The 6,496-nt window shown below is 44.5% G+C and carries 7 protein-coding genes; 3 read left to right on the top strand and 4 right to left on the bottom strand.

Annotation, left to right across the window (positions count from 1 at the left end; translation table 11 throughout):
- Window positions 1-246 precede the first annotated feature (246 nt).
- Both LKD42_RS08175 and LKD42_RS08180 read left to right on the top strand, forming a co-directional pair.
- Window positions 247-1,404, top strand: a complete 1,158-nt coding sequence (locus LKD42_RS08175; RefSeq protein ID WP_248835385.1) for a serine hydrolase — start codon at window positions 247-249, stop codon at window positions 1,402-1,404.
- Between the two features lie 125 nt (window positions 1,405-1,529).
- A complete protein-coding gene (locus tag LKD42_RS08180) occupies window positions 1,530-1,796 on the top strand; it encodes a hypothetical protein (protein ID WP_022118153.1) in 267 nt (88 codons plus the stop codon).
- Window positions 1,797-1,842: 46 nt separating this feature from the next.
- Here the strand turns inward: LKD42_RS08180 and LKD42_RS08185 are convergent, their stop codons facing one another.
- From LKD42_RS08185 to LKD42_RS08195, 3 genes are all read right to left on the bottom strand, one after another.
- Window positions 1,843-2,772 carry a D-2-hydroxyacid dehydrogenase gene (locus tag LKD42_RS08185; RefSeq protein ID WP_248835386.1) on the bottom strand — a complete coding sequence of 310 codons (930 nt, stop codon included), beginning with the start codon at window positions 2,770-2,772 and terminating at the stop codon, window positions 1,843-1,845.
- A 52-nt stretch (window positions 2,773-2,824) separates the two neighbouring features.
- Window positions 2,825-3,751 (bottom strand): magnesium and cobalt transport protein CorA, encoded by a 927-nt coding sequence (locus tag LKD42_RS08190; RefSeq protein ID WP_248835387.1) that lies wholly within the window; start codon window positions 3,749-3,751, stop codon window positions 2,825-2,827.
- 200 nt (window positions 3,752-3,951) lie between these two features.
- Window positions 3,952-4,665 (bottom strand): 5'-methylthioadenosine/adenosylhomocysteine nucleosidase, encoded by a 714-nt coding sequence (locus tag LKD42_RS08195; RefSeq protein ID WP_248835388.1) that lies wholly within the window; start codon window positions 4,663-4,665, stop codon window positions 3,952-3,954.
- Window positions 4,666-4,940: 275 nt separating this feature from the next.
- Here LKD42_RS08195 and LKD42_RS08200 point away from each other — a divergent pair, with 275 nt between their 5' ends.
- On the top strand, window positions 4,941-5,186 hold the full coding sequence (locus LKD42_RS08200) for a TIGR03905 family TSCPD domain-containing protein (RefSeq protein WP_022117961.1): 246 nt from the start codon (window positions 4,941-4,943) through the stop codon (window positions 5,184-5,186).
- Between the two features lie 131 nt (window positions 5,187-5,317).
- On the opposite strand, the gene ltrA is transcribed toward LKD42_RS08200, so the two are convergent.
- A partial coding sequence (ltrA, locus tag LKD42_RS08205; RefSeq protein ID WP_248835389.1) for a group II intron reverse transcriptase/maturase occupies window positions 5,318-6,496 on the bottom strand: 1,179 nt, incomplete at its 5' end.

The following is a 6,496-nucleotide window of genomic DNA, read 5'->3' on the forward strand; positions in this document are numbered from 1 at the left end:
ACTGCCTGTATGCACTTCCCGGAGTGAGTTTACACCTTTATATTGATTCTTCAACAATGTCATTTCAGGTGTCTTGTCACCTTGAGAATGTAGCATATTTTCCAGCATTTATCAAGAATATTTTTCTGTCTGAACTCTTTACAGAACGGAAAGTTTATTGTATGATTCAGAATGATGTCAGAGCATTGGCAGACATTGTCTTGTATCTTGATCCATCAAACTGTTTTTCAGGAGAAAGGATGTAGCATGACCTCTAAGAAACTGAAAAAAACTTTTACTGCTGCCTTTTTGTCCGGCAGTATTCTTTTACAGAATTTTCCTGCTTTGGCAGCTGCTTCTGATACAACAGACTGGCTGAAGGAATCGCCGTTCCGACAGGATATAACAACTGAAAAAAGTACTCAGACAGAATCCGTTCCGTCCGAAACCGAAACGGTATCCCCTGAAACATTAAGCACTTTTCAGACCGAAGCGGAAACGGAAATCCCGGAAGAAAGCAAGTCTTCCAATAACACAGCTTCTTTTCTTATGGCTGATAATTCCGATACCTTTTCACAGATTCTGCAGGAAGCCACTCTTACACCTTCCTATACTTTTGATTCTCTGAATCAGGATTTTTCCTGGAAAGAGCTGAAAACAGAGCTTACCAGACGCATCAACAGCTATTCTTCCAAGTGGTCTGTTTATCTGAAAGACCTGACCACCGGAAATGTGATAAGCATCAACGAACGTGCCCAGGAGTCCGCAAGCCTGATCAAACTTTATGTGATGGGAGCCGTAATGCAGGAAATCCAGAACGGCAATCTGGAAATGAATGACACGACCAAACATCTTCTCGATGAAATGATCACAGTCAGCGATAATTCTGCCACAAATGAGCTGGTCCGTTATCTGAACAAAGATCACGACCACAAGAAAGGCATGAAGAAAGTAAATGCTTTCATAAAAGCACAGGGATTTGAATATACGCACGAATACAACGGTCTGGAGGACACCAGTCTGTGGTACGACACTGATACCAAAAACACAACTTCCGCCAAAGACTGCGGCCGCCTTCTGGAACGTATTTACCGCGGAGAATTTGTCTCTCATCTCGCTTCCCGCCAGATGGAAGAACTTCTGTTAAATCAGCAGGTTACCTACAAAATCCCATCCACGATCCCGTCGGAATCGCGTGTTGCAAACAAAACCGGTGAGACTTCCGACTGCGAAAACGATGCAGCGATCGTCTACACACCAAAAGGCGATTATATTTTATGTATCATGTCCTGCGAGGTTTCCAGCAAAAATTCTGCCGTAGATTCTCTTCAGGAAATGTCCTCCCTGATCTACAGCTACTTTATGAACCGTGACACCTCAAAAGTCAGCCGCCAGGTGGAGGCTACTGCGAAAGAAACCAATTAGATTTAATATACGAAAACCCTCTGATTGCTTCATAACTTTCCTTTACTTTCATTTTAAAATCCGCTATACTTGAAATCGATTACTTCTGCCCTTTATGGCAGCTTTTATATGGAGGTAGAAATGTTATGTTCCGTTTATGGGGGAAAATTTTTAAAGACAACCATATGCTTCGAGATACCGTCATAGAAGATGACCGAAATGACACACGCACACACAAAATCTTTGATTCTTTAGATCAGATCTGCTACGACTTTGATCTCGGCAAACCGATCTGGCTCGATTCCAATATTCAGGAATTCAAACGCCACAGCAAAACTCGTTTTTACCAGGATAGTTTTATAGAAGAAATCCCCTTCGACTACCTTGAACTTCAGGTAATCGAAGAGGATTGACAACTGTTTCAGCTATGTGCATCCTGTGATATCGAACTGTTTGGTATCACAGGATTTTTTTGATATTTTCATAGACTCCGTCCAGCAGTCTTTCACGAGTCTCTTTCGGTGCCCAGGCAATATGAGGCGTAATGATCAGCTTGCCGCTGTCCTGGATCTGCCTTAATGGATTGTCCTCCCTCATCGGCTCTCCGTCCAGCACATCCAGAGCCGCTGCCGCAATCTTATTTTCCTGCAAAGCCCACGTAAGTGCTTCCTGATCCACGATCGCTCCGCGTGCCACATTGATAAAAATTGCGGACTTCTTCATCTTCTCAAAAGCCGCTCTGTCAAAAAGTTTTCTTGTGGCCGGGTTCAGCGGTGCATGCACCGATATCAGATCCGAACGTTTCAGCAGTTCTTCAAAACTTACGCTCTCATACGGCTGATCCGTATTTTTCCCGGATGTTGAATAATAAATAACGTTGCAGCCAAATTCCTGTGCATGGGATGCCACACGTTTTCCGATCGCTCCCATGCCGACAATACCCCAGGTCTTTCCGTCAAGCTCTGAAAATTTCTGCTCAAAATGAGAAAACTGAACGGAGGTACAATACGCACCTGATTTTACATAGTGATCATAATAGGCCAGTTTATGCAGAACATAGAACATCAGTGCAAATGTATGCTGTGCCACTGCTTCCGTAGAATAGCCGGCTACATTCGCTGACAGGATGCCGTGGCTGTCTGTATATGCCCGGTCAATATTGTCCATTCCCGTAGCCGTTACGGCTACCAGTTTCAGATGCGAAGCACCTGCCAGCGTTTTTTCATTCATCGGAATTTTGTTGATTACAACAACATCTGCATCTTTTACCCGCTCCGGCACCACTTCCACCGGTGTGTCTCTGTATTTTGTTACATGTCCCAGTTCGTCAAATCTGTCCAGATTTATGTCATCACCAAGCGATATGGTCTCCAGAAATACAATCTCCATAGCAGTTTCCTCTCTTTCGTAATGCTAGTCTGCAGGGGAAATCCCTGCTCCATTATGACAATAACTCTTTCAGAACTTCCCGTATCACACGTTCCTGCTCATCCGAATCCATCTGCCGCAGAATCTTCGCCGTCTGCTCTTTAGGTGTATCCGCCGCAGCTGCTGTCTCACGGATACCCTCCCGGATTTTTCCGAGATTCTCCTTCAGCTCCTGCTTGTCTCTGATACCATCCTTGCTGTTCTTTACGCTCTTCTTTTTCCGTCCCGGCATGGAAACCATTTTTCCGAAATGTCCGGATACGTCTTCCGACTCAGCAGAAACTGCCACTTCTTCTGACGATGCATCGCATTTTGCCATTTCCACCTGATTTGCCGGTTTTGAAAATTCCGCCAGTATCGGCTGCACCGGCTCCGGCTGTTTCTGTCTTGCAACAGAAGATTTTGTAGCCTGTACACCAGAAGAAGCATGAAGCACCAGCACATTATCCAGCTCGTCCTGCAAAGTAATCTCCAATGACTGTTTTGCAAATCCTGTATCCAGAACGCCAAAGACCAGAAGAAAAATTCCCTCCATCAGCAAAGTGCCTGTCAGATAAGTCTGACGCATGCCGCCAACCGCCTGCGGCTGGCTGATATACCATCCGACCGCTCCCAGTGCCGCACATAATATGGCAGCCATCTGTGCCATCCGTTTCCAGGTATGCAAAGATCCTCCAAAAAGACGGTACTCCAGCAGATTTTTGCGTATAAATGCTTCCGTGTTAAAAGCATTGACCGTATTCTGTTTCATTCTGCATACGTTCTGATAACGCTGGCGAAGCTGTTTCATAAACTTACCTTTCGCCATGCCCTGCCTTCTGACATCTCTGAGCAGGTTTCCATACATCGAACGAAGTACCACCTGGCTGATCACTCCCCAGGCACAGATCAATGCCATTGTGTAGAACAATATTGTCTGCTGACTTAAAAACTGTAACATGGATAATCCCCCTTCTGATCCTGCTTGTTTTCATTTCACGTTTCGCTGCTGCAGCAGTCACATTCTCCGGATGAATGTTGCAGGCACATTATAGCCTCAGAATTTGCATTTGAAAAGCAGAATCGTTCGACAATTTCTGCTCTTATGGCTCGAAAATCGGGGGATTTTTTTATGAAGTTCTTCAGTTTTCGTTCTTTTTTCTACGCTTCTTTTGCAGCCAGATTCTTCATCATGCCGCGAACCAGTCTGACGCTGTGAGCAACTGCCTGCTTCTCAAACGTCGGATAATCCATGGATGCACTGTCATCTGCCTTATCTGAGATCGCACGCAGAACAACAAACGGCACTTCATTTAAGTGTGCAGTCTGTGCGATCGCAGCACCTTCCATCTCGGTACAGTATCCTGCGAAAAGTGTCGAAATGTTCTCTTTGGTTTCTTTGTCTGCGATGAACTGATCGCCGCTGACAACTCTTCCGTGAAATACCTGAATTTCCGGATTAACCTCTTCACATACTTTCTCAGCCAGATCCGCAAGTGCCTTGTCCGCCTCAAAAGAGAACACATCCATCTGCGGAATCTGTCCCTTCGGATAACCAAAGCTTACTGCATCCATATCGTGATGAACCAGATCGCTGGAAATAACCAGATCACCGATGTTGATCTCCGCTTTCAGAGAACCGGCGATTCCTGTATTGATCACTGCTTTTACATCAAACACATCGATCAGGATCTGTGTGCAGACCGCCGCATTTACCTTCCCAACACCGCTGCGTACCACAACAACATCCTGACCTTCCAGAATGCCCTCGCAGAATTCCATGCCTGCTTTTGTCAGCTGACGTGTAATCTGCATCTGCTCCTTCAGCTCTTTTACCTCAACTTCCATTGCTCCTATAATTCCAATTGTACCCATGTCTGTCTCCTTCTATATTAATGAATTTGGCACTTATAAAATCCATTCATTTTTCTGTAATTTAAGATTTTTATTACAACACTTCTATTTTTACCGTAAAATCAGGTCTATGTCAAGCTGAGCAAAATTTCATATCAGTGGGATTTTTTGCAGAATACAATATGTCTTGCATCCGCCTGATAAAATGCGTATAATCAAGTCAAAGCATCAGGAAATCTTGCTCCGTGAGATGACAGGTATTTCCTAACTCGCATAAAAAACAGGAGGTATTTAAAATGCAGGTATATAAAACAAGAGGTGTCTGTTCTCAGGCAATTCAGTTCGAACTGGACGGAGACACCATCAAACACGTAAACTTTATCGGCGGATGTTCCGGAAACACACAGGGCGTTGCACGCCTGGTAGAAGGCATGAAAGTAAAAGATGCCATCGCCAGACTGGAAGGCATCCACTGTGGTCCAAGACCAACTTCCTGCCCGGATCAGCTGGCAAAGGCATTAAAAGAAGCAATCAATGCATAATTTCCGGATTATATTCTTATAATATGATGTGGGTGTCAAAAGTCCCCAATAATGATTGCAATCGAGTAGGAGGCAGTGACTAACCGCCGTCCTCTCACACCACCGTGCGTACCGTTCGGTACACGGCGGTTTCAATAGTTGACGTGCACGGACTGATAGGCTGTGGCTAAATCATAGAAGCCACCGTTTATCAGTCTCTCTTTTGTCATGGCTTTCTTAACTGTTGTCAGATTCGCACAATACCAGTGTCCTCTTCGGCAGTTTGCCGCCATATTCGCATAGTATTCGTGTACTCCCATCTTTATCAGATTTCTTTTCTTTGTTTTTGGAAGTTTCCACTGTTTCCATATACACATACGTATTCTGTGGTAGAGCCATCCGTTGATCTCTTCGATGTTGTTCTTCATGCTTGCTATTCCGTAATAGTTCAGCCATCCTCTTGCATATATCTTGATTTTCTCAAGGCTTGGCTTGATTGACTGACATCGTTTACGGGAAGACAACTCTTTCAGTCTCGACTTAAACTTTCTCCATGACTTTGGATGAACGCGAACATAAATACCCGTTCCATTCCTTCCCAATGCAAAGCCTAGATACTTAAAATTTCGGATTGCAAACACACTGACAGTACGGCTTTTCTTTCTGTTGACTGTAAGTTTCAGTTTCTCTTCAAGGTATTTCGTACTGCTTTCCAGAAGTCTCTCCGATGCCCGTTTGCTCTTCGCAAGGAGCACGATGTCATCTGCATATCTGACGCATGGGACTCCTCTCTTCAAAAACTCCTGGTCAAACTCATTGAGATAGATATTCGCCAGTAGTGGGGATAGATTTCCTCCTTGTGGCGAACCTTCCTCTGTTTCCATGACTACTCCGTTCTCCATTACCCCGCTTTTCAGATATCGCTTAATCAACTGCACCACCCGTTCGTCCTTTACATTCTTACGGAGTAAGTTAAGGAGAATTTCATGGTTCAGTGTGTCGAAGTATTTTGATAAATCTAAGGATACTGCATATGTGTATCCTTGTTCTGCATACTCTTTCACTTTTTGTATTGCGTCCTTCGCACTTCTGCCCGGACGATAGCCAAAGCTACCATCTGCAAACAGCGGTTCATAGATTGGCACTAACTCTTGCGTGATTGCCTGTTGGATTGTACGGTCTATCACCGTTGGTATGCCAAGCTTTCGCACACCACCCTCTGGTTTGGGAATCTCAACTCGTCTTACTGGAGACGGAGTATACTTTCCACGATAAATGCGGTCGGTTATCTCTTGTTGATGCTCCTTTAGATATGGAAGAGCCTCTTCAAT

The sequence above is a fragment of the Hominisplanchenecus faecis genome (assembly GCF_020687205.1).
GTDB classification, from domain to species: Bacteria; Bacillota; Clostridia; order Lachnospirales; family Lachnospiraceae; genus Hominisplanchenecus; species Hominisplanchenecus faecis.

Coding starts and splice junctions, on each gene's coding strand:
- LKD42_RS08175 (WP_248835385.1), top strand. CDS start 247: ATGACCTCTAAGAAACTGAAAAAAACTTTTACTGCTGCCTTTTTGTCC.
- LKD42_RS08180 (WP_022118153.1), top strand. CDS start 1,530: ATGTTCCGTTTATGGGGGAAAATTTTTAAAGACAACCATATGCTTCGA.
- LKD42_RS08185 (WP_248835386.1), bottom strand. CDS start 2,772: ATGGAGATTGTATTTCTGGAGACCATATCGCTTGGTGATGACATAAAT.
- LKD42_RS08190 (WP_248835387.1), bottom strand. CDS start 3,751: ATGTTACAGTTTTTAAGTCAGCAGACAATATTGTTCTACACAATGGCA.
- LKD42_RS08195 (WP_248835388.1), bottom strand. CDS start 4,665: ATGGGTACAATTGGAATTATAGGAGCAATGGAAGTTGAGGTAAAAGAG.
- LKD42_RS08200 (WP_022117961.1), top strand. CDS start 4,941: ATGCAGGTATATAAAACAAGAGGTGTCTGTTCTCAGGCAATTCAGTTC.